The sequence below is a fragment of the Butyrivibrio sp. VCB2006 genome, from assembly GCF_000420945.1.
GTDB lineage: Bacteria > Bacillota > Clostridia > Lachnospirales > Lachnospiraceae > Butyrivibrio.
In genome coordinates, this window is sequence record NZ_ATVX01000003.1 from 1 (window position 1) to 23,285 (window position 23,285).

18 protein-coding genes and 1 riboswitch are annotated in these 23,285 nt (G+C 43.2%); of the genes, 2 read left to right on the forward strand and 16 right to left on the reverse strand.

What is annotated here, in order from left to right; genetic code table 11:
- Positions 1–532: 532 nt before the first annotated feature.
- From lysS to pfkA, 11 genes are all read right to left on the reverse strand, one after another.
- Complete coding sequence (gene lysS / locus G613_RS0102860; RefSeq protein WP_029231217.1) at positions 533–2,104, reverse strand: lysine--tRNA ligase; 1,572 nt, start codon at positions 2,102–2,104, stop codon at positions 533–535.
- A 158-nt stretch (positions 2,105–2,262) separates the two neighbouring features.
- Positions 2,263–2,748 (reverse strand): transcription elongation factor GreA, encoded by a 486-nt coding sequence (greA, locus tag G613_RS0102865; protein WP_029231218.1) that lies wholly within the window; start codon positions 2,746–2,748, stop codon positions 2,263–2,265.
- 182 nt (positions 2,749–2,930) lie between these two features.
- The gene (dusB, locus tag G613_RS0102870; protein ID WP_029231219.1) at positions 2,931–3,908 is read right to left on the reverse strand and encodes a tRNA dihydrouridine synthase DusB; all 978 of its coding nucleotides are present in this window, start codon (positions 3,906–3,908) and stop codon (positions 2,931–2,933) included.
- A gap of 18 nt (positions 3,909–3,926) precedes the next feature.
- A complete protein-coding gene (locus G613_RS0102875; protein WP_029231220.1) occupies positions 3,927–4,421 on the reverse strand; it encodes a DUF6145 family protein in 495 nt (164 codons plus the stop codon).
- Positions 4,422–4,433: 12 nt separating this feature from the next.
- The gene (locus G613_RS0102880; protein ID WP_029231221.1) at positions 4,434–5,249 is read right to left on the reverse strand and encodes a type III pantothenate kinase; all 816 of its coding nucleotides are present in this window, start codon (positions 5,247–5,249) and stop codon (positions 4,434–4,436) included.
- Positions 5,250–5,314: 65 nt separating this feature from the next.
- Positions 5,315–6,184, reverse strand: coding sequence for a biotin--[acetyl-CoA-carboxylase] ligase (locus G613_RS0102885; protein WP_051151022.1), 870 nt, complete (start codon positions 6,182–6,184; stop codon positions 5,315–5,317).
- Between the two features lie 152 nt (positions 6,185–6,336).
- The gene (argF, locus tag G613_RS0102890) at positions 6,337–7,332 is read right to left on the reverse strand and encodes an ornithine carbamoyltransferase (protein ID WP_029231222.1); all 996 of its coding nucleotides are present in this window, start codon (positions 7,330–7,332) and stop codon (positions 6,337–6,339) included.
- Positions 7,333–7,572: 240 nt separating this feature from the next.
- The gene (locus G613_RS0102895) at positions 7,573–8,688 is read right to left on the reverse strand and encodes a cell wall hydrolase (protein WP_029231223.1); all 1,116 of its coding nucleotides are present in this window, start codon (positions 8,686–8,688) and stop codon (positions 7,573–7,575) included.
- 166 nt (positions 8,689–8,854) lie between these two features.
- Complete coding sequence (gene proC / locus G613_RS0102900) at positions 8,855–9,649, reverse strand: pyrroline-5-carboxylate reductase (RefSeq protein ID WP_029231224.1); 795 nt, start codon at positions 9,647–9,649, stop codon at positions 8,855–8,857.
- Positions 9,650–9,753: 104 nt separating this feature from the next.
- The gene (locus G613_RS0102905) at positions 9,754–10,557 is read right to left on the reverse strand and encodes a TrmH family RNA methyltransferase (RefSeq protein WP_029231225.1); all 804 of its coding nucleotides are present in this window, start codon (positions 10,555–10,557) and stop codon (positions 9,754–9,756) included.
- A 360-nt stretch (positions 10,558–10,917) separates the two neighbouring features.
- The gene (pfkA, locus tag G613_RS0102910; protein ID WP_029231226.1) at positions 10,918–11,889 is read right to left on the reverse strand and encodes a 6-phosphofructokinase; all 972 of its coding nucleotides are present in this window, start codon (positions 11,887–11,889) and stop codon (positions 10,918–10,920) included.
- A gap of 328 nt (positions 11,890–12,217) precedes the next feature.
- Here pfkA and G613_RS0102915 point away from each other — a divergent pair, with 328 nt between their 5' ends.
- Positions 12,218–15,757, forward strand: a complete 3,540-nt coding sequence (locus tag G613_RS0102915) for a DNA polymerase III subunit alpha (protein ID WP_029231227.1) — start codon at positions 12,218–12,220, stop codon at positions 15,755–15,757.
- Positions 15,758–15,967: 210 nt separating this feature from the next.
- On the opposite strand, the gene metK is transcribed toward G613_RS0102915, so the two are convergent.
- The 3 genes from metK to G613_RS0102930 form a co-directional block, all read right to left on the reverse strand.
- Positions 15,968–17,158 carry a methionine adenosyltransferase gene (gene metK / locus G613_RS0102920; RefSeq protein ID WP_029231228.1) on the reverse strand — a complete coding sequence of 397 codons (1,191 nt, stop codon included), beginning with the start codon at positions 17,156–17,158 and terminating at the stop codon, positions 15,968–15,970.
- Between the two features lie 159 nt (positions 17,159–17,317).
- Positions 17,318–17,425, reverse strand: a riboswitch (SAM riboswitch).
- A gap of 161 nt (positions 17,426–17,586) precedes the next feature.
- Entirely contained in the window at positions 17,587–18,615 is a 1,029-nt protein-coding gene (locus G613_RS0102925) for a hypothetical protein (RefSeq protein ID WP_029231229.1), read from the reverse strand.
- A 75-nt stretch (positions 18,616–18,690) separates the two neighbouring features.
- Positions 18,691–20,136, reverse strand: coding sequence for an MBOAT family O-acyltransferase (locus G613_RS0102930; RefSeq protein WP_029231230.1), 1,446 nt, complete (start codon positions 20,134–20,136; stop codon positions 18,691–18,693).
- A 305-nt stretch (positions 20,137–20,441) separates the two neighbouring features.
- Here G613_RS0102930 and G613_RS0102935 point away from each other — a divergent pair, with 305 nt between their 5' ends.
- Complete coding sequence (locus tag G613_RS0102935) at positions 20,442–21,464, forward strand: hypothetical protein (RefSeq protein ID WP_029231231.1); 1,023 nt, start codon at positions 20,442–20,444, stop codon at positions 21,462–21,464.
- Between the two features lie 462 nt (positions 21,465–21,926).
- Here G613_RS0102935 and G613_RS0102940 read toward each other — a convergent pair whose 3' ends face one another.
- Both G613_RS0102940 and G613_RS0102945 read right to left on the reverse strand, forming a co-directional pair.
- A complete protein-coding gene (locus tag G613_RS0102940; protein WP_029231232.1) occupies positions 21,927–22,865 on the reverse strand; it encodes an adenosine deaminase in 939 nt (312 codons plus the stop codon).
- A gap of 47 nt (positions 22,866–22,912) precedes the next feature.
- A complete protein-coding gene (locus tag G613_RS0102945; RefSeq protein WP_029231233.1) occupies positions 22,913–23,233 on the reverse strand; it encodes a GNAT family N-acetyltransferase in 321 nt (106 codons plus the stop codon).
- Positions 23,234–23,285 lie beyond the last annotated feature (52 nt).

Sequence of the window (23,285 nt, forward strand, 5' to 3'; positions counted from 1 at the left end):
ATCTATCATCTAAATCCTATTGCACTCTGCTTCTTAGTCACTAGTTCCACTGAGACAATAGCTGTAATATAGAAATCTATCATCTAAATCCTATTACTCTCTGCTTCTTAGTCACTTTTCTGCATCACCTGATACTTTTTACCTCATCCACTAATCATCACTAATGTATTTTCTGTATCAACCTGCACAAAGTTACGCCAATTACCACATAACAGCACAAATAAAGTGACTAAACATAGCCCAAACACACAATTTAGATACAAAATGGAATTTACCGCGCCTCAGAACGAAGCGCACCTCTGCAAAACGCAGAACAATTAGATTTACAAGAAACCGGGTGCCGCAACAACCAATATGCCAAACAGGCCATGTCTATTGCCGGCACCCGAAAATAATTGAAATATATTATCCTACCTGAGAGCTTATATTCCTGTTATTACAAGGAACAACAACTCTGCACAGTCATCTCTTCATACAGGTACTGATGTACAGTCATTATAAGCAGTGCAAACCTGCATAAACACTGGATTTATCACTTCTTTACAGATTTTAAAGTCGGGAAGAGTAAAACGTCTCTTATGGTTTCACTATCTGTCAGCAGCATGCAGAGACGGTCAATACCGTAGCCGATACCACCTGTAGGAGCCATACCGATCTCAAGGGCATTGAGGAAGTCCTCATCTGTGTGCTCTGCCTCTTCGTCGCCGGCTGCCGCGTTAGCATCCTGAGCAGCGAAACGCTCACGCTGATCGATAGGATCGTTAAGCTCTGAATATGCGTTACACATCTCCCAAGTGTTGATGAAGAGCTCAAAACGCTCAACCTTCTCAGGATCTGTAGGCTTCTTCTTGGTAAGAGGTGAAATTGCAAGAGGATGATCCATGATGAATGTAGGCTGGATCAGGTTCTTCTCGCAGAACTCTTCAAAGAAGAGGTTGATGATATCGCCCTTAGTGTGACGATCCTCAAACTCAATGTGGTGCTCCTTGGCAAGAGCCTTAGCTTCCTCGTCAGTCTTAACTGTGTCGAAGTCGATGCCTGCATACTTCTTGATAGCATCGTTCATTGTAAGACGCTCGAAAGGCTTACCAAGATCGATCTCGTTGTCGCCGTACTTGATGAGTGTTGTACCACACACCTTCTCAGCGAGGTAACGGAACATGGACTCTGTAAGTTCCATCATTCCTTCGTAGTCTGTATATGCCTGGTAGAGCTCCATAAGTGTGAACTCTGGGTTGTGTCTTGTATCAACACCTTCGTTTCTGAATACACGTCCAATCTCGAATACTCTCTCAAGGCCACCAACGATAAGTCTCTTGAGGTAGAGCTCAAGTGAGATACGAAGCTTTCTCTCCTCATCAAGAGCATTGTAATGTGTGATGAATGGTCTGGCTGCTGCTCCACCTGCGTTCTCAACAAGCATAGGAGTTTCAACCTCAAGGAAGTCTCTGTCTGCAAGGAAGTTACGGATCTCACGAATGATCGCACTTCTCTTCTTGAAAGTCTCCTTAACATCCTCATTCATGATAAGGTCAACATATCTCTGTCTGTAACGAATCTCTGTATCTGTAAGTCCGTGGAACTTCTCTGGAAGTGGCATAAGAGACTTGGATAAAAGAACAAGCTCTTTAACATGAACTGAAATCTCACCGGTCTTGGTTCTGAAAGCAAAGCCCTTAACACCGATGATATCACCGATATCCATTTTCTTGAAATCAGCATAAGCCTCGTCTCCGAGATCATTTCTGGAAACGTAGAGCTGCATACGTCCGTCTCTGTCCTGAAGGTTAGCAAAAGAAGCCTTACCCATAACTCTCTTGGACATCATACGGCCTGCAAGTGAAACAACCTTCTCAGAAGGAACATCTGAAAGAGGCACTACAACTGCCTTACCCTCTTCATCTACAGGTGGTACAAACTCAAGAGTCTCGAAGTTATCTCTAATCTGCTGAGTATGATGTGTCTGATCATACTTAACGATCTGGAAAGGATCTCTTCCCTGAGCCTGAAGCTCTGAAAGCTTGTCTCTACGAACCTGGCGAAGACGTCCAACGTCCTCAACTGGTGCATTCTGCTGGTTGTTCTGCTGATTATTATCTGCCACTATTTCTTCCTCCTGTCACAGCCCTCGTCAAAAGACAAGTCTGCTATTCTTAATTTGTATAAGAGCCAGCGAAATCTTATAAATCGCTGGCCCCCTATAATTATCGTAATATTGCTAAATCAAAAATGTAAGTGTCATCTGATGACATCAGTCTATCATCAAACCTCTGATCTCTCGATGCTAAGTACCTTGTACTTAATTGTGCCGGCCTGAGTCTCAACTGAAACAGTCTGGCCCTTCTTGGCACCGATAAGAGCCTTACCTACTGGAGACTCATTTGAAATCTTACCCTTAAGTGAATTAGCTTCTGATGAACCTACGATCTTGTACTCAAGTTCCTCGTCAAACTCAAGGTCCTTGATCTTAACCTTACATCCGATGCTGATCTTGTTGAGGTCTACATCCTCTTCTACAACAACTTCTGCATTCTTGAGAATCTTCTCGAGGGCTTCGATTCTAGCCTCGATGTCTCTCTGCTCATCCTTGGCTGCATCGTACTCAGCGTTCTCGGAAAGGTCGCCCTGTTCTCTTGCTTCCTTGATCTTCTCAGCAACTTCCTTACGCTTAACAACTTTAAGCTCATGAAGCTCGTCCTCGTACTTCTTGAGTCCTTCATAAGTTAAAATGTTCTTCTTCTCTTCCATTTCATAGCCTACCCTTCATAATAGATTAAACCGCACAACTGTGGGCTTTTGGAGCATATTTTAAAATATTTCTTCTTATTAAAAAGCTAATTTAACTTTGCTATTATATAGTCTATAAAATTTTGTGTCAAGACCACAATTACCGCTCGGAATGACGTTTATGATAATTTAATAATTTAATCTTATTGTCCAAAAAGAAGCCCACAAGCCTCTTTTAGCGAGTCCATATCTTCCATCTGATTGATCTGGTTACGGAACTTGGCACTGCCAGGCATTCCTATGGTGTACCAGGACACGTGCTTACGCATCTCGCGTATTCCGATGTATTCACCCTTATATTTAAGCTGCAGATCTGCATGTCTAATAACAGTGTCGTAAACTTCCTTGGGTGTTGGCCTCTCGCAAGCCTCTCCCGTCTCGAAGTAGCTCTTTATCTCTCGGAAAAGAAATGGATTCCCCTGGGCAGCTCTGGCAACCATTACTCCATCGCACCCTGTCTCTTCAAACATGCGCTTGGCGCTTGGTCCATCAACTACGTCTCCGTTTCCGATTACAGGAATAGACAATGCCTCTTTTACCTGTCTGATAATTGACCAATCAGCCTGACCGGAGTAGTACTGCTCTCTTGTTCTTCCGTGAACTGCAACTGCTGCCGCTCCGCCTTCCTGGGCTGCAAGAGCACATTCAACCGCGTTGACACTAGCTTCAGTAAATCCTTTACGGATCTTGACTGTCACAGGTCTGTCTGAAACCGCCACAAGGGCTTTCACAATCTTCTCTATCAGTTGGGGATTTTTCATAAGGGCTGAACCCTCGCCATTTCCTACAACCTTAGGCACGGGACATCCCATGTTTACATCTAGAATGTCATAGGGTCTGTCCTTAATCATCTCCACTGCCTGCTGCATTATCTCAGGCTCAGAGCCAAAGAGCTGGAGAGATACCGGATGCTCATCCTCATGAATTTCCATCAACATCCCTGTATTCTTGTTCTTGTAGGTGATAGCCTTGGCGCTGACCATTTCCATGCACACAAGACCTGCTCCCATTTCTCTGCATAACAGACGAAACGGCAGGTCTGATACACCTGCCATTGGACCAAGTATTACATTATTGTCCAGGGTTACGTTCCCTATCTGTAACTTGCCGTATCCTGACATAAAACTCCTAACTAATAATTACTCTGCGTCGTCCTCACCAAGGATATCCGCCGGATTCTCGTGAAGAACATAAATCCTGTAGTACAGTCCCAGGGCCTCGAAAAGATCCTGTCTCTTACGTCTAACTTCGCTAACAAGAAGGCCCGCTGTGATCTCATCGTAGGTGATATCCTCTTCATCAGCGTTAGTCTCAATGCTGATTGCTCCGTCTTCTTCAAATACTATTGTGAAGATTCCGCCTGCTTCCTGGGTAAAAAGAACACTGATGATATTCAGTTCTTTTTTGATACTCTCAGGAATCTGCTTGAACACAGGGTTAAAGTAATATTTCTGCTCATAAGCATTAGCTCCGCACAGAACCACTCTGCCGCCTGCTGCCTGCTCGAAGACTCTCGCCTTGTTAGTCTTCTGCATCTCATCTATCTTAAGTTCTTCCTTCAGATCTTCCTCAGTTGTAAGATCCTTATCACGAAATTCCTTATTGTACTGTTCCTCAAAATCCTTGGCACTCATTAAAAAAACTCCTCACTCCGGCGCATTCTGATTATCGAATTCCTTGAGCTGTGGCTTACTGCGACGGTTCTTTTCATATAGAATCTGAAGACCGCGAAGAGTCAGTGTCGGATCGTACACATCAATCTCTTTGGTCTCATCTGCAATAAGTCTTCCCAGGCCGCCGGTTGCGATAACCTTGGCGTTCTTAAGTCCGGACTCAGTCTTCATCTTATCTACGATATATTCGGTCTGACCAACCTGGCCGTAGATAAGTCCTGCCTGCATGCTGGAGATTGTCTCCTTGGCAAGAATGCTGCCCGGATTCTTGATCTCGATCTCAGGAAGCTTGGCTGTATCCTGCCACAAAGCCTTGGCTGAGATTCTGATGCCTGGGCAAACCACGCCGGTAAAAAACTCACCTTTTTCATTTATCATAATATAGGTAGTTGCGGTTCCAAAGTCAACCACAAGTACAGGACCGCCGTAAATCTCGTATCCTGCAACTGCATCTACGATAAGGTCAGGACCAACTTCTCTTGGGTTATCCAGGGCAATCTTGATTCCGGTCTTGATTCCGGGGCCAACAATGTAAGGCTTCTTGCCCAGGTACTTGATGATTGCATTTACAAGGGCATGCATAACCTTGGGCACAACGCTTGCGATCATTACGCCCTCGATCTTATCTTTATCTACATTATTGATATTCATAAGCGCCAATAGCTCAATACCATACTCATCAGAAGTTCTGATGGCTCCGGTTGTCATCCTGAATGAACCAACCAGCTTGTCGCCCTTAAACACACCATATGTAATGTTAGTATTTCCAACATCAACTACAAGGATCATATTATTCTCCTGCATTATCAGCATCAGAAAAAGTTACTATTGCACGACAATCACTCATGCATCTATCACGTATACCCGTACAAACCTCTTACAGATACTTCCCCTGCGTTTATTTCAAATTCTTCGCCTTCTTCATTGGATACGAGGAGAGCCCCCACATTGGTAATGCCGTGAGCTATGGCTTCGTAGGCACCCTTGGGGTCAAGCACCTTAACCAGCTTATGTCTGTTTATGAGTCTTGTTTCATACTGATCCAGCAAAAGAGACATGTCATAGGTTTTGCAGTACTTGCCGTAGTTTTCTTCGAATCGTCTCATGCAGCAGGCAATTACACTTTCTCTTGTAAGCTCCACTCCTGTTGTCCCGAGAATTGATCCCGCAATATCTTTTATCTCATCGGGGAAATCCGTCATATTCACATTTATGCCAACGCCTATCACAACATCCCGAATAGTGTTGTCACTGTTCATGTGAAGCTCTGTCAGTATACCACAAATTTTTTTGCCGGCAATAACAATGTCGTTAGGCCACTTAATCTGTGGGAAAGTCTTGTACTCCGCTATTATTTCTCCGGGAATGTTGACCAGAGTGGATTTGCTAAGGGCATTATCCCTTGCAGCAATCAGCGCCTCCTCGATGCCTTCTGCCACGGACATTCCCATTATGAGGGTCAGCATGGAAATCCTGTCCGCAGGAGCTTCAGGTCTTATTAAAAGACTCATTGCTATATTATCCTCCTGTGGTGTCTCCCAACTTCTTCCTCTGGAACCTCTTCCTGTTATCTGTCTGTCCGCAACAACAAGAGTGCCGTGTGGAGCGCCCTGCTCCCCAAGCTCTCTCGCATCGTCGTTGGTGGATCCTGTTTCCTCCTTATAAATAAGATTCTGTCCCGCCCAACTTGTATGAAGGTTTTCTGATATGCTCTCCTTATTCACGATTTTTTACCCTTATGCCTTATATTTTCCGTCGATTGCCTCGTGCTACTTTATCCATCTTCCATATGGAAGATTATTTTTGTATATGTTCTATTGATTATTATTACATATTTATGCGGCTTTTTCACACAATTTGTTGAATAATTATGATATTATTTGTCCTCTTTTAATGTGGCAAGCATTACAGCCTTGATTGTATGCATACGGTTCTCTGCTTCCCGGAACACAATTGACTGCTCTGATTCAAAGACTTCGTCAGTTACTTCCATCTCATTAAGGCCGTATTTCTCCTTGATCTCTTTTCCGATTCCTGTATTAAGATCATGGAAAGAAGGCAGGCAATGCATAAATACGCATTTGTCACCGGCATTCTTCATAATATCCATTGTAACCCTGTATGGTTCCAGGTCCTTGATACGCTCTTCCCATACGCTGTCGGGCTCTCCCATTGAAACCCAGATGTCTGTATAGATGACGTCAGCGCCCTTTGTTCCCTCGATAGGATCCTCGCAGAAATCGATGATAGCCCCGGTCTTAGATGCAATTTCCATGCATGTTTCCACAAGTTCTTTTCCCGGGAAATATTTCTTATTGGAAACTGCAGTAAAGTGCATGCCCATCTTGGCACAAGCCACCATCAGAGAGTTTCCTGTGTTGTATCTTGCATCACCCATGTACACCAGATGGATTCCGTTGAGCTTACCGAAGTGCTCCTTAATTGTCAAAAGATCTGCCAACATCTGCGTAGGATGGAACTCGTTGGTAAGTCCGTTCCATACCGGAACTTTACTGTACTTGGCAAGGGTCTCCACTATTTCCTGTTCAAAGCCCCTGTACTCAATTCCGTCGTACATGCTGGCAAGAACCCTTGCTGTATCAGCGATACTCTCCTTTTTGCCGATCTGAGAATCAGTTGGATTAAGGTATGTTGAACCCATTCCAAGATCACTTGCTGCAACTTCAAAAGAACACCTTGTTCTTGTACTTGTCTTCTCAAAGATCAGAGCGATATTCTTGCCCTTAAGTTCGTCGTGAAGGATACCGTTTTTCTTTTTCTCCTTGAGCTGTGCTGCCAGATCAACAAGATATGTTATCTCTTCAGGTGTATAGTCCAAAAGTTTTAAAAAGTCACGTCCGTACAGGTTCATTCTACTCCTCCTTGTTCTCATGCGTTTAGATAGTGTGTAATTATATTGATATTATCACATAATTATACAAAAAAGCAACTAATATACATAATTTATGCATATTTATACAAATTGGAATTTCTGGCGCATTCCGGATATAAAAAACTCAAGGTTGCCGACAGTTAGAATTAACATGCAGGGACACAACCTTGAGTTTATGAATTTTAATTGTTCGACTTTTTTATCATCTTAGAATGGTAATTAGTAGAATACGTGAGCTCCGATTATGATTCCCTCTCGACCATTTACACGTCTGAAGTGGAGCGCTCCTCCGACAGTGGTCTCACCATTTAATGCAGCCTGGGCTGCCTGGTAGTTCGAATCAGCTATCTTGCCGCTGTTATATACTCTTGCAACTGTTCCGTTAAGTGCAGGTGTGAACTGACCTGATGCATAAATAACGCTGTAAATAGTGTTAGGATAAGCGCCGCTCCTAACTCTGTTAAGAACAACCGCACCAACACCAACCTTGCCTTCATAAGGCTGGTTACCTGCTTCGCACTGGATAAGTGCTGCCAGGAGTTTAACTTCATCAGCATCTGCGCTGACTGCTCCGCGATTCCTTGTAAGTGCAGCTTTTTTCTCTTCTTCCTCACGGATCTTGATAGCTGCGATGGTCTCGCCCTGGTCGATCTTGAACTCGCTTGTTACGTAGTCACTCTGAACATATCCTGTCTCATCATTGTAATCTACGCTGATCCAGCCGTTGCCCAGATCTTCGATCATATCTACGAATACTTTTTCTGTGAGAACTCCAAGAACTTCTGCGTTCTCATCAGCTTCTTTCCTAATATTAAGAGCACTGCTCTGACTCTTTACTACCTGCTTACCAACGTCAGATGCAAGGTTCATGGCATCTTCACCAAAGAGAAGGTAATCATCCTTGGCCCATCCAATCAGGTCTCCTGACTGCAATTTGGTCCAGCCATCTTTCCTCTCGAGAATCTTACCACCGCAATCCTTGTACAGAACGCCTACCTTGGCAGAGTCTTCGCTGGGCTCTTCCCTGACATTCATGGCTCTTGATACATTAGCCATTACTATTTTGCTCTCTGTTTCCTCGGCAGTGCTGGAAGCGCTGCTGGCATCTGATGATTTGGTCACGCTGGAAGCTACTATTACTTCATAAGCGTCAGCATCAATACCAAGTGGTGAAACAGGACTGATAATGTTTGAAATACCTGCAGCAACATCTGAAATAGTGTTGTTGCTTCTGGCATTTACGGTTAATCCCTGGGAATTTGTAAGAACAAAGACGAGACCACAAATAATGAAAAGTCTCATTACCCTGAGGGATAACGTCGCCACTTTATTCATATCTTTGCTATCCTCTGAATATTTCTATATTTAGTAATAAATCCTTGTGTGCAATTATTACGTAATTGTTGCAATTTATTACTATCACGAAAACATTAAGATATTAGCAAAAAAACTTATGTTTGTCAAATTTGAATACTTTTTCGTACAAAAAATTGAAAGGAAATTACAGGCTTTTAGACTTGTCAATGCAGGCAGTTACAGCATCTATCACTGCTGCGCGGAATCCCTTTTCCTCCAAAACTCTGACTGCCTCGATTGTAGTTCCTGCCGGTGAGCAAACCATGTCTTTAAGCTCTCCGGGGTGCTTGCCTGTCTCGAGAACCATCTTGGCACTGCCTAAAACGGACTGTGCTGCAAACTCATAGGCCTGCTTCCTTGGCATTCCGCCTGCAACAGCCGCATCTGCCATTGCTTCTATGAAAAGAAATACATAAGCCGGAGATGATCCGCTTACTCCAACAACTACATCCATCAGGCTTTCGGGTACTGTGTATGCCTTACCGAAGCTCTCAAGAAGCTCTATTACAAACTGGAAATCATTTTCACCTACAAGGTCATTTCTGCAGACTGCAGAGCATCCCTCAAGAACCAGGGCAGGAGTGTTGGGCATTACTCTTATGATCTTAACCGGTTTCTCAAACTCTTTTGACAACCAACCTATGGTCTTGCCTGCCGCAATACTAACGATGATCTTGCTATCATCTACGCTATCCATGATATCTGCGATAACGACCTTGAGATACTGAGGTTTAACCGCAAGGATAATGATGTCTGCTTCCTTGGCAACAGCTTCGTTAGAGCTTCGAACCTGAATGCCGTACTTATTAGCTACCTTTGTTCTTGTAACCTCAGTTGCTGCAGTTCCTATGATCTCGTTAGGTCCCATAAGTCCCTTGGCAAGAATGCCGCCAATCATGGCCTTCGCCATATTTCCAAGTCCGATAAAACCAATTGTCATGTCGCTTCTCCTCCTAAGTACTATTGTCTTTATCTATATGTAATCTTCAGTCGGTAGTAACCTTCAATCTTCTTTATCTATATGTCTTTATCTGTATTTTTGTATCAGCTGCGTCTCTGTCTTGATGCCTCGAATGTAAGAATTGCGGAAGAAGTTGCTGCGTTCATGGACTCAACCTCTCCCTTCATAGGTATAAGAATGTATGTATCAGCCGCATCTGCAGTCTCCTTGGTAAGACCGTTTCCTTCGTTACCAATGAGGAAAGCTGTTGGCTGTGTATAGTCGAACTCGTCGTAGTTCTTTTCCCCTTTGAGGTGCGCAGCATAGGTATGAATGCCGTTTGCCTTGAGGGTAGCCAGAACCAGCGGAACACTTTCTACATATATAAATGGCATTCTGAAAATGGATCCCATTGTTGATCTGATAACCTTGGGATTGTAAATATCTGCTGAGCCCTTACTGAGGATAATGCCTGTTACACCGGCGCCCTCTCCTGATCTTAGCATCGTTCCAAGGTTTCCCGGATCCTGAATATTCTCAAGCACAAGAATAAGAGGCTTGGCACCTTCATCATCTTTATTGTAACCCTCGAGAACTTCTTCCATCGTGTAATGGTACTGACTTATAACCGCAATGACGCCCTGTGGTGTCTGGGTAGCCGCCATCTTCCTCATAACTTCGTCAGATACTTCTTCTGCTCCGTATCTCCACAGAATCTCTTTATCTTCCTCGCTAGCTTTATCAAGGAAGCGTGTTGTCACATACACTTCTCTAACTTGCAGAACCGGCGCTTCCCTCAGCATCTTCATGCCTTCGATGACAAAAACATCATCTTCACGACGCGCCTTGCTCTTCTCTATATAGTTAACGACCTGCTTAACTCTATCGTTATTTACACTTGTAATCATTGTCTATCCTCATACTAAATAAAAATATAGCCTAACAATGACTTAGGCTTTTCATTATTCTATGCAAGCACTGCCATGATATCATGAATAAACTATTCAGAGTATCAGCAAACAAAAATGTAGATATAGTATAACACACATTAAAGCGATACATCATAGTCTTTATTACATGACCACTGCTACTTTTTGTCCCTATTATTGTTTTCCGCTCTTTAAATAATACCAAATTCTCATTAATTGAAAAATCTCAAGTTTGCTGACTTCTCTGACCAATGCCGAAAGGAAGCAAACTTGAGATTTTGAAATCTTATAAATTACACCGCAGACGAAAACAAGTATTACAACGAATCCAAGAAACAATTACAGAATACGAGCGATCTCGTACATGTACTCGTTGATGTTCTTCTTCATTGCAAGAGCCTCGTCAATATCGTAATCAACAAACTGGCCGTTGCGGTAACCAACTACTCTGTTAGTCTTGCCTGCAGCAAGGATATCAGCTGCATAGCATCCCATCATTGATGCATATACACGATCCTTACATGTTGGGCTACCACCACGCTGCATGTAACCAAGGATAGAAGCTCTTGTCTCAAGACCTGTAGCAGCCTCGATACGACGAGCCATTGATGTTGAATGTCCGATACCCTCAGCGTTTACGATGATGTGGTGTGTCTTACCCTTCTTACGGTTATCGATGATGTTGTCGATAATCTTCTGCTCATTGTAGTCATACTTCTCAGGAAGAAGGATGTCATCAGCGCCGTTAGCGATTGCGCACCAAAGAGCGATGTATCCTGCGTGACGTCCCATAACCTCTACGATACTAACTCTCTCGTGAGATGATGATGTATCACGAATCTTGTCGATAGCTTCCATTGCTGTGTTGATAGCTGTATCAAATCCGATTGTGTAGTCTGTACAAGAAATATCAAGATCAATAGTTCCTGGGATACCAACTGTGTTGATGCCCTGAGCTGAAAGCTTCTGAGCTCCGCGGTATGATCCGTCACCACCGATAACTACTACTCCGTCTATACCATGCTTACGGCAGATTTCTGCGCCCTTAGCCTGACCTTCTGCTGTTGTGAACTCCATACAACGAGCTGTACCAAGAATTGTACCACCCTTCTGGATGATATCTGATACGCTACGTCTGTCCATATCAATGATCTCTTCATTAAGAAGACCCATGTAGCCCTTCTTGATACCCTTAACCTTAAGTCCGTTAGCCAGTGACTTACGTACAACAGCTCTGATCGCTGCGTTCATTCCAGGTGCATCGCCACCACTTGTAAGTACTCCGATAGTTTTAATCTGCTGTTTTGCCATAATTATTTCCTCGATTCAAACTAAAAATTCTAATATTAATCTCTTCAAAAATCTTATTTAATATAATACAAAACCCACTTATTGACAATACTTTGACATACTAATTTTTTATATTATCTCAAAGTTTTTTTGTAACTGCAATGCATGCGAAAACGATTTCAGTCTTTTTTAACTTTTGTCCCTTTTTTGTGTTTATTTTAACACTTTTTCGAATTCTATTTAGCCTTCTATATATAAGCTTTTAATGCCCATATATGATATAATTTCTTCATTAGTTTATAGATGCGGCATGTAGGTTTTCGCATCTGGTTGTTGTTGGGGAAAAGATATGGCATTTACTCATTTACACGTCCACACCGAGTATTCTCTTCTGGACGGTTCCAATAAGATAAAAGAATATGTAAAAAGACTGAAAGACCTTGGTATGACTGCCGGAGCCATCACTGATCACGGCGTTATGTATGGTGTCATCGACTTCTACAAGCAGTGTCGCGATGCTCAGATTAACCCGATCATTGGCTGTGAGGTGTACGTAGCACCAGGTTCCCGCTTTGAAAAAGAGACCTCGGTTTCCGATGACAGATATTATCATCTGGTTCTTCTTGCCGAGAACAACGTGGGCTATGCCAATCTGTCTCACATTGTAAGCCGCGGATTTACTGAAGGTTACTATTACAAGCCCCGTGTTGATATGGAGCTTTTAGAGCAATATCACGAAGGCATTATTGCGCTTTCTGCCTGCCTCGCAGGAGAGATTCCAAGGAACATCGTTAAGGGAACCCCTGACAAAGCCAAAGAAGCTGCTATCCGCCTGGATAACATCTTCGGACATGGCAATTTCTTTTTGGAGCTTCAGGATCACGGAATCCCAGAGCAGCGCATGGTTAACGCTTCTCTCATGGCTCTTTCCCAGGAACTTGATATTCCGCTGGTTGCCACCAACGACTGCCACTACACCTACGCTGACGATGCGGAGGCCCATGACCTGCTTCTTTGCATCCAGACCGGTAAAAAAGTGTCCGACGAGGACCGTATGCGCTACGAAGGCGGCCAGTACTACGTTAAGAGTGAAGAGGAGATGCGTTCTCTTTTCCCATATGCTCAGGAAGCTATCGACAACACACAGAAGATTGCTGACAGATGCCATGTGGAGATTGAGTTTGGCGTAACCAAGCTCCCACATTTCGAGGTTCCGGAGGGGTACGATTCCTGGACTTATCTTAATAAGCTCTGTCTTGACGGTCTTCACGAGCGCTATCCTGATGATGATGGCACGTTAAAAGAAAAGCTGGACTACGAGCTGGGCGTTATCAAGCGCATGGGCTATGTTGATTACTTCCTTATTGTTTGGGACTACATCAACTACTGCCGCGAAAATGGCATTGCTGTTGGCCCGGGACGTGGCTCTGCTGCTGGAAGTATTGTTTCCTACTGCATGCACATCACCAATATTGATCCTATCAAGTATGATCTTCTCTTCGAGAGATTCCTTAATCCTGAGCGTGTATCCATGCCCGATATAGACGTAGACTTCGAGTACGAGAGACGTCAGGATGTTATAGATTACGTTACCGAGAAATATGGCGCCGACAAGGTTGTTCAGATCATCACTTTTGGTACACTTGCTGCCAAGGGCGTTATCCGCGACGTTGCCAGGGTTATGGATCTTCCTTACAGCTTTGGCGACACTATTTCCAAGATGGTGCCAACAGAGCTTAATATCACCTTAGACAGGGCTCTTGAGATGAATCCTGAGCTGCGAAGCCAGTATGAGACTGACGAAACTGTCCACAAGCTTATAGACATGTGCAAAAAGCTTGAGGGGCTTCCCCGTCATACCTCTATTCACGCAGCCGGTGTCGTTATCTGTTCTGCTCCCGCTGAGGACCTGGTTCCTTTGTCCCGTTCCGCAGAAGGTAACGTAACAACTCAGTTCACCATGACTACCATCGAGGAGCTTGGCCTTCTCAAGATGGATTTTTTGGGACTTCGTACCCTTACTGTAATTAAGGATGCTACAGAGTTTGCAAACCGCTCCCTCGGAAAAAAGCCCGGGGATGAGGGCTATATAAATATTGATGAGATTGATTACAATGACCCGGCAGTCCTTGCTTCCATTGGAAGCGGACACTGCGATGGTATATTCCAGCTTGAATCAGGCGGAATGCAGTCCTTCATGAAGGAGCTTCGCCCTCAATCTTTGGAAGACATTATCGCGGGCATATCTCTTTACCGTCCGGGCCCAATGGATTTCATTCCCAAGTATATTGCGGGCAAAAATGACTCCGGGGCTATTTCCTATCAGACTCCCGAACTTGAGCCTATCCTTAAGCCCACCTACGGCTGTATCGTATACCAGGAGCAGGTTATGCAGATAGTTCAGCAGCTTGGTGGATACACTCTCGGGCGTGCGGACCTGGTTCGTCGTGCCATGAGTAAAAAGAAACAGCATGTCATGGAGGTTGAAAGAGCTAACTTCGTAAATGGCAATGCCGAGCAGAATGTTCCGGGATGTGCATCCAAGGGAATCCCGGCGGAAGTTGCCAATGCCATCTACGATTCCATGATGGATTTCGCCAAGTACGCCTTCAACAAGTCTCACGCTGCCTGCTACGCCGTTGTTGCCCTTCAGACCGCATGGCTTAAATACTACTACCCGACTGAGTTTATGGCTGCGCTTATGACTTCTGTCATTGATAATCCGGGGAAGGTTTCCGGATATATCATGAGCTGCAGAAATATGAATATAGCTCTTTTACCACCTGATATTAATGAGGGATTCGATGGCTTCTCTGTTACTGAGATCGAGGCTTCCGAAAATGATAAGCCTATTCCCGGAGCAGTTAACACCTGCGCTCCCGGCCGCAAGAAGGCTATTCGCTACGCTCTTACTGCTATCAAGGGCGTTGGAAGACCTGTAATTGCCGCCATTGTCAAAGAGCGTCAGCTCCACGGCAAGTTCAAGAATATAAACGACTTCCTCACCAGAATGCAGGGCAGGGAAAACGACGTCAACAAGCGTGCCGTGGAAAACTTCATCAAGGCCGGTGCTTTTGACTGTTTCGAAGGAACCCGTAAGCAGCACATGACTGTTTACTCCCAGATCATGGATCAGCTCCACAATTCAGGCCGCAACTCCATGGCAGGTCAGATGACTTTATTTGATTTTGCAGGAGAAGAGGAAAAGAAAATGTACGAGATTCCACTTCCTAATGTTGGAGAGTTCCCTCGTGAGCTTATGCTGGAATTTGAGAAAGAGGTGCTTGGAATCTACGTTTCAGGACATCCTCTTGAGGAATACATTGGAATCTGGAAAAAGAAAATCACTAATACTACTACTGATTTCTATCTTGATGATGAGTCCGGCGCTCCTGTCGTTCACGACAACGCTACTGCCACTCTTGGTGGGATCATCAGCGAAAAGAAGATTAAATATACCAAGAACGATCAGATCATGGCATTCCTGACACTGGAGGATCTTGTTGGTTCTGTGGAAGTCATTGTATTTCCTAAGACCTACGAAGCCAACGCTCCCCGTCTTAACGAGGATGCCAAGGTCTTCATCGAAGGCCGCGTCTCTGTTGAGGATGACCGGGATGCGAAGCTAATCGCCAGCAAGATCATGCTCTTTGATGAAGTACAGAAGACTGTCTGGCTCCGATTTGCAAACAAGGAAGAATATGAAGACAAGACTGATGCTGTTGGCAAAATTCTTGCTGAAAGTGACGGTCGCGACGAAGTTGCTATCTTCCTCACTGACACCAAGCAGATAAAGAAGCTGGGCAAGGCTCAAACCATCAAGGCAGATCACGCCACCTTAGAAGCTCTGGAGGAGCTCCTGGGGAAAGAAAACGTTCAGGTGACATGAGAACATATATGAGCTGCACTATCAGTGTGCAAAGAATAAAGTCTAAGATGTGAGTCATTCGCACGAGTACGTAAATTCATGAGTGTAAAAAGAAAAGGACCAATTCCTGATTACGGTTTACTTATTTAAACCGTAGGAATTGGTCCTTTGATTTTTATACCATGAATTAGTTCGAGCCAGAAGCGAACAGATTAGACTTTATTCGTTCTATTACTGTACAGCTGCCTTAAGCTCATCTACCTTATTGGTCTGCTCCCAAGGAAGGTTAAGATCGTTACGTCCGAAGTGTCCGTAAGCAGCTGTCTGCTTGTAGATAGGACGACGAAGGTCAAGCATCTTGATGATACCAGCTGGACGAAGGTCAAATACCTTACGAACTGCCTCTGTAAGCTTCTCATCAGAAACCTTACCTGTTCCGAATGTATCAACGAGAACTGATGTAGGCTGTGCAACACCAATAGCGTAAGAGATCTGGATCTCTGCTCTGTCTGCAAGGCCAGCTGCTACGATATTCTTAGCAACGTATCTTGCTGCGTAAGCTGCTGAACGGTCAACCTTTGTGCAGTCCTTACCAGAGAAAGCACCGCCGCCGTGTCTAGCTGCTCCACCGTAAGTATCAACGATGATCTTACGTCCTGTAAGACCAGCATCACCCTGAGGTCCGCCGATAACGAAACGTCCTGTTGGGTTGATATAGATCTTTGTATTGTCATCAACAAGTGCAAGATCAACTACTGCATCGATAACGTACTTTCTGATATCAGCATGGATCTGCTCCTGTGTAACCTTCTCATCATGCTGAGTTGAGATAACGATAGCTTCAAGTCTCTTAACCTTACCGTTCTCATCGTACTCAACAGAAACCTGGCTCTTACCATCTGCTCTAAGGTAAGCAAGTGTGCCATCTTTTCTAACTTCTGTAAGCTTTTTTGTAAGCTTGTGTGCAAGGCTGATTGCGTATGGCATATACTCCTCAGTCTCGTTTGTAGCATAACCGAACATCATACCCTGGTCACCGGCACCGATAGCTTCAAGCTGCTCGTCTGTCATCTGGTTCTCTCTAGCCTCAAGAGCCTTATCAACGCCCATAGCGATATCAGCTGACTGCTGATCAAGTGCTACAAGAACTGCACATGTGTTGCCATCAAAGCCCTTAGCTGAATCATCATAGCCGATCTCTTTGATTGTCTCACGAGCGATCTTAGCGTAGTCAACGTTAGCCTTTGTTGTGATCTCACCTGTGATGAGAACGAAACCTGTACATGTAGCTGTTTCGCAAGCAACACGGCTCATTGGGTCCTGTGCCATGCAGGCATCAAGGATAGCATCAGAGATGTTATCGCAGATTTTGTCTGGGTGTCCTTCTGTAACTGATTCGGATGTGAAAATAAACTTATCCATTCTTCTTTCCTTTCTGTTTGGATTGCTACCATAAGGCCGGCTCAAACGCTCCTCCTTATTGTGCAAAAAAAGTCCGCTTGCTGCGTGCACAAACAAGCGGAACTGATTAACGTCTCAGATCCTCTTATTGCTCGTAGAAATAACATTGAAAAATGTCATCTCGTATTCCACAAGGGAATTGCACGCTCAGGTTGGCACCTTCCTTATTTAGTAAGGGGTTGCCGTGGCTTCACCGGTCCTATGTACCTCCACCACTCTGAATAAGAGAACATACTAAATATATAATTGTCTTCGGAAACTATTTTGATTAACTAATTTCCGATATCTGATATTAAACCATGTCGAACAATAAATCAATAGAAAAAATAATAACATTCTGTGAACGAAATGAAAAACTATTTCAATCACGGGTATTTAACGGCATTTAATCAATTCCCTGCTGACGCATATTGCTGCATCTGCTGATAATTAACGTACCAGGAATTATACTTGGAATCTCCTCTTCGGTCCGGAAGTTCATAATTTGCTTTTAACTCATTTCCAAGATATCTGGTGAATTTCTGCGCTCCCCAGTAGTTCAAATGGGAATCATCGTTAAAATCTGTGGCAAAATCCAGCCCCATTTCTGAGTAGTCATAATTAGTGCTGTTAAAGCCAATTTCGTTCATCCTAGCTATTTCTTTTACCCTGTTATAAACAAGTTCATCGCTGTCATTGGTCACGTATGGAGCCACGATCAGGAACAATTCTATATCATTGGCCTTGGTATAATCGATTATCTTCTGAAGGTATATCTCTGATTTCAAAGTAAGTCCGCCGCTTTCTTCCTGCTCGATCACAGGCTGAACCTGACTGTTCACATTGAAATACGGTGTAAAACCCTTAAAATTCGTAAGCTTCTCTCTTTTTGTAAAAGGATAAAGGAAGTCCTCTTTAGTAAGGTCCCCCAGCCTTCCATGATAGTACGCAAAGTCCGGGAAGTAATCAAAAAGCTTGTCCTTCTCAACACTAACCGATAGCATCTGAAGTTTGTTTAAAGAAAACCTTAGTCCGAAAATGTTTGGTCTTATCCAGTCATACTGGTAATCGTCTTTTCGAAGTGCAGGTGAATAGAGATCCAAAACCACTACCTTAGGGCTTTGGTATTTACACAGTTCTTTTAAATAATGATAAGTGATCCAAAGGGGCTGTTCGGCAGCGCTGTAATCGATGGAGGCAATTCCGTAATCATGCCACAAAAGCCCGGTATCAATATCACAATGAATGTGGCTTGAGCCAAGCATGGCCACATCCACGGAGTTCCTGGGCTGATAGTACATGGCCCTGGTCTGATTGGTCCCAACATCGTCCTTTATGCATAAAGCTTCGTCAAAATACCATAACGCAAATAATGTCAGTGCTACAAAAAATACTCTAAGTAGATTCTTTGTTAACCAGTTTCTCTTTTGTTTACTCATTCTCAGATCCCCCAATCCTTGAAAGAAACAACCGTTACAGAAAAGAGATTAGCAAATGCTTAGATCCCGTGTTTTTTAGAAGTTCATGTACATGAAGTCCTGAGCGTTGTAGCCGGGTCCGTAAATTCCCAGTAAAAAGATTCCCATTATCATCACAAACTCAACTGAATACCTGAAAACTGCCGGATATTTCATCAGTGCCTCACCAAATGGCAGCTTTTTTACCAGGCAAATGATATCCAGGAAAAGAATGATCAGCGGAAATACAATTATATTTCTGTCCATCATCCCGACTCCAAGCTCTATGGTCTGAGCTTCCATCGGCACTTCACCCACTCCAATGGTGAACATTCTAAAGATATAATTAAGTGCAAATTTAGTGCTTGGTGCCCCGAAAAAGATCCACGCCAGGGCCACACAGAAGAAGGTTACTACGATATCGACAAGGTACCTGCTTACAGATAAGAATTTGTTCTTGATTTGTCTTTTACCAGCGAAGTTTCTATATAAGGTGTGTATCGTAATGTATATTCCGTGGAGAAGTCCCCAAATCACGAAACTTAGTCCCACTCCATGCCACATGCCGCATACTAAAAAGACAATCAGCGTATTAATGATTTTTCTGAAAAGGCCCTTTCTGTTCCCCCCAAGAGGAATATAGACGTAGTCTCTTAGCCATGTTGACAGGGACATGTGCCATCTTCGCCAGAACACGCTTATATCCGGAGTAAGGTACGGTACAAAGAAGTTTTCTTTAAGCCTGATTCCGAAAAGCCTTCCCACACCTACTGCCAATGCGCTATATCCCGCAAAGTCGCAGTATATCTGGAGTGTATACATGATAAATCCGGCAAAGAGCCATTTTGAGCCGAAGATATGCGGATAGTTCAAAAGCTTTGGTGTATAAATAGCCAGCCTGTCTGCCATCACGACCTTCATGAAAAAGCCGTACAGCATTGTAGGAAATACGATTGATAGTCTTTGATCTGCAAAAAATCTGACTTTATCCAGCTCTTTTACCTGAGACAAAAAGTCCTGCGGCCTTTCGATAGGTCCACTGACAAACTTTGGAAAAAAGCACATGTACAGCAGGAAATATGCAGGATTCTTTTCAGCCTTGGTCTTCCCCTGATAAATGTCAACCTGATATGAAATGGCCTGGAAAATGTAGTAGGAAAAGCCAATGGGAATTATCAGCTGCTCCATTATTTTATCCGAAAGGCTCCATTTTGCCGAATACTTAAGAACAACCAGGGAAATAATGCTAATGCATACACCGATAGTTGCTATTACCTTGGCCTGCTTATGTTTATCCTCACTTATAGCACGGTCTTCCAATAACCCGAAGCCGTACACTATGGCAGATGTGGCAATTACCCATGCAAAAGAGCGAACATCTAATCTGTAGATAAAGACCAGGCTCGCCAGCAAAAGCACATATGGTCTGAATTTGCTGCGAATGATGTAAAACAAGAATACTGTCGCAAACAGCAGTATAAACGAATCTATTTTAAATGGCATTTCCGTCCCCCAACTTGGTGCCGTTTAACTAGGTTGCTGATTTTAAGGATAAAGTTTCATAGAAACTAATAGTTGTATAGTTGACTGTTTTTATACAATATATTGTACCATTTCTCCTATGGTAATAGCTAGGGTAAAAGTGAAAGTAAGTTTAAGATATTGAGATTATTAGATGCTATGGCTAGGTTAGTCTTGGCTTTGTGTGTTATCATGTATATACAAATACTTATTTGCGTTTTTATTCTATTGATTATTCGTATGTCAAATTACATTTTTTCTGAAGCATGTACTGTTTAGGAGAACCCATGGAATCTAAGAGCAGAGAAAACAAATTTTATCTGGTAATTCTTTTTGTATTCATAGTTGCCTTCATCGGCATTGCAATCCTGTATTTGGCTAAAAAGAATAATACTTCCATCATTCTTCAGGGCGAGCCTAAAGATGTTGTTATGGAAAACTTTAATGGAGAAATGGAATTTCAATCCTATTCTCTGTATTCCGGTGACGCTATTCTTACCAATGAAAGCGATATTTCTTTTGACCTTAATGGGAAGACCTATCACGCGGCCCCTTACGAACTGGTTATTGAGTTTACATCCGTACCTTCTGAAGAGGGAGAAAATCTCTCCCTTGGGGGTATAAGTAATCCCATAATTCAATTTCTTTCTTCAGCATCTGCTGTGGATGACGTACAGGCGGATTCAATAGGGCTCAAATATGAAAGTCGTGTAACGGAAAGTGACTACGACACCAGCCAAGAATACAACAAGGTCACAACAGCACCTTTGGAAGTAACAATTAATAATATCAGCTCTCTTCCCAGCATTTATGTAGGCTTTGGTGATCCGCTTTATGCCAACGATAATACTGTGATCAAGCTTGGAGATGTTGTCCTGAGCGACTGCGGCGGTAATATAAATCTTCATGGAATGGGAGAATTTTCTTTTTCCAGCGTCTCTGATGTGACTATTTCCCTGATGAACCCCAGTGATGCTCTGTATCTAAATGGCCATATTGGTACAATCTCAGGATTCTTTAGCAATGATGATGCCGCTTTGTACTGCACCACCGGAACATCCCAAAATAGTTTCTTCTGCGGCAATCAGAAGGTCTACGCACAGGGGAAAGCTCTGAGCCTTGAATATGAGTACAACTCCGAATCAGCAGATCTTATTGTTAACGGCAAGCCCAAAGTAGCTCGCCTTGAAGGCATCGATATCCTCGAAGGCTTTGTCCAGTACCTTGTCTCCAACTTTGATTCCTTCTTTATGGCATTGATTGGAGCTATATTGGGGTTGGCAATTGATAAGACATTGAAAAAAGAGTGACCTCGGGTCACTCTTTTTTACATAGAAGTTGCTCCGTGTTTGCGACATCAGTAAGTCTGTTCTTTCCATCCTGCGTAGCCATTATCAACTGGTGACAATTTGTCACCAACTAACTTCCTTCTTCTCCTAGCTTCTTTATTTCTTCACTGACACTAGAATTGATCAGTAATCGTCTTTCTAGTGTCCGTTTATACCTCATCTACATATAGCAGACACTAGAATTCATTGTATGCTTGTCGTTCTAGTGTCTTTGGCTCCAATTTTCCTTCTTTTTTATCCCACGAAGACACTAGAATAGCAACCTTATCAGTCTACAAGTGTCGCAGCACATTAAAATCGACACTTGTACACATACCTAGCGTCATTTCTAGTGTCGCGCTACTATGTTGGTAACATAGTCGGAATAAAAATCCCGTTTCTATTTCATATTTTTAACTAATATTGATAAAAGCAATCAAGATTTCAAACTGTCCTAAGTCCTTTTTTCCGTATATCGTCCAACTCCTCAGGTTTCAAACATCCGCATTGATATAAACGCAGATATTCTTTAGAAACATCTGAATCGAAGATTAAAACATCGTCAGAGCCTATGGTTACATCAACGCCATTTCTACATAGTTCTGCTATGGGATGAGTCTTCATATCTTTTACTCTTCCAAGCAAATAGTTACTGGTAGGCGTGATATTAAGCCTTATGTGATTATCTACAAGGAATCTGATTACAGAAGGATCTTCTGCTGCCGCAGTTCCATGCTGTACTTCATCCAGCTCGAGTTCCTCAACAGCGCGGCGTACATCCTCAGCTGTGCCCCACTCACCCACGTGAGCTTTAAGCCTAAGCCCTTCAGCTTTTGCACGGCGATAAATTGATTTGAAGTTTTCAATTGGCTGCGCCAGTTCATCTCCATACAGGTCAATTGAGTAAAACGCCTTGCATCCCCAGAAATGAGAAAGGCAATCCTCCAGATATGCTATATCACAATGTCTGGACATACCAATCTGAAGTCTAAGTTCAATCTCCGGAGCAATCTCTTTATGCGCTGATTCAAATGCATTAACAAGTTCCTCTATGTTCCCATTGAAAAACTCACCAAGCCCCCAGACATCTTCACCAATTTCCAATATAGTAACACCATCTTCCTTGGCCTGGGCAAATGTTGCCTCAATTAACAGCCTCCGTCCCTCGGATGAATTGAAATCTTCTCCAATATTCTGCGAATTCCATGCATGCATTTCATCCATGGAGTGAATCGGCTCAAAGATTGGTTTAATATCTTTTCCTGTATGCTCTTTTAAATACTGTCTACTTCCACCTAAAACAAAGTGATTATGTAGATCTGCTTTAGGGCATTTACGTATTTCTTCAAGATTACCTTGTTGTAGTGCATCTATGAAATCCATAATATTTCTACTATCCTCTTTTGGTCATTGATCTTCTTTTAGTATTTCTACAGTTCTTTTTCAAAAAGCTGATCCATTTCTATCATCTTCTCTGAAATTTGCTTCCCACGGGCGTTCTCATCAACAAACATGAATCCAATAAATGGGGTGAAACAATACTCATCAGGTAATTCATCCTTTTCACTCAGTGTACAATACCCAATGATCGAATCACCCGCTGTGGCAACAATTACACTCTCCCACTCGTTGAATGCATTATTTTGCATTCTGGAAGCAAGGTATGGTCCAGCCTTCCAGGAGCACTCTTGCGCATAGTTTATTGTCTTTTCCCATAGGGGATGTCCTTGCTTTATACAAACAATTTCCATAATATTCCCCATCTTGAATAATTCAAGATTATTTGAGGCTCCAATTTAGTGA